Consider the following 1,221-nt stretch of genomic DNA (forward strand, 5'->3'; position numbering starts at 1 on the left):
CCTCACCCCCGGCCCCCAGCACCCGGACGGCGCAAAGGAGCCCAAGGGGCGCACAAAACGCCCCAAGCGGCCCAAGCGCACCGGCTGGCGCCGCGCCCTCCCCACCTGGCGCATGGTCCTCGGCGGCGTGCTCCTCCTCGCGCTGCTCCTCGTCGGCGGATTCATCGCCGGCTACCAGCTCGTCGGCATCCCCGCCGCCAACGCCAGCGCCACCGCCCAGTCCAACGTGTACCTGTACGAGGACGGCACCGTCATCGCCCGCGACGGCGAGATCAACCGCGAGAACGTCCCCCTCCGCCGCATCCCCCGCATCATCCAGCACGCCGTACTCGCCGCGGAGGACCGGGACTTCTACTCCGAGGACGCCATCGACATCAAAGCCACCCTCCGCGCCGGCTGGAACACCGTCACCGGCAAGGGCAGACAGGGCGGTTCGACCATCACCCAGCAGTACGTCAAGAACTACTACCTCGGCCAGGAACAGACCCTCGTCCGCAAGACCAAGGAATTCTTCATCTCCATCAAGCTCGACCGCGAACAGAGCAAGGACGAGATCCTCGAGGGCTACCTCAACACCAGCTACTTCGGCCGCAACGCCTACGGCATCCAGGCCGCATCCCACGCCTACTACGGCAAGGACGTCGAAGACCTCGACGCCGGCGAAGGCGCCTACCTCGCCTCCCTGCTCAACGCCCCCAGCTCCTACGACGTCGTCACCAACCCCGAGAACAAGAAGGCCGCGCTCGCCCGCTGGGACTACGTACTCGACGGCATGGTCAAGCACGACTGGCTCACCCACGCCGACCGCGACGCCATGACCTTCCCCGTCCCCGGCAAGGCCAAGCCCGCCACCGCGCTCTCCGGCCAGCGCGGCTACATCGTCCAGGCCGTGGAGAAGTACCTCACCAGCAACAAGATCATCGACGAGGGAACCCTCGCCACCGGCGGCTACCGCATCACCACCACACTCCAGAAGAAGAAGCAGGACGCCCTCGTCGAAGCCGTGAAGGACAACGTCCTGTCCAAGACGAGCGACGACCGCGAGGCCGACCGCAACGTCCGCGCCGGCGGCGCCTCCGTCGACCCCGCCACCGGCCACGTCGTCGCCCTCTACGGCGGCGTCGACTACACCAGGCAGTACGTCAACAACGCCACCCGCCGCGACTACCAGGTCGGATCCACCTTCAAGCCGTTCGTACTCGCCGCCGCCCTGGCCAACGG

The 1,221-nt window shown here is 67.7% G+C and carries 1 protein-coding gene; it reads left to right on the plus strand.

Annotated elements, in window-relative coordinates; all coding sequences use genetic code 11:
* Positions 1 to 1,221: transglycosylase domain-containing protein (locus BFF76_RS30545; protein ID WP_141695722.1), on the plus strand; the 1,221-nt coding region annotated here is incomplete at both ends.

This window comes from Streptomyces mutomycini (assembly GCF_001700505.1).
In the GTDB taxonomy this organism is placed as follows: domain Bacteria; phylum Actinomycetota; class Actinomycetes; order Streptomycetales; family Streptomycetaceae; genus Streptomyces; species Streptomyces mutomycini.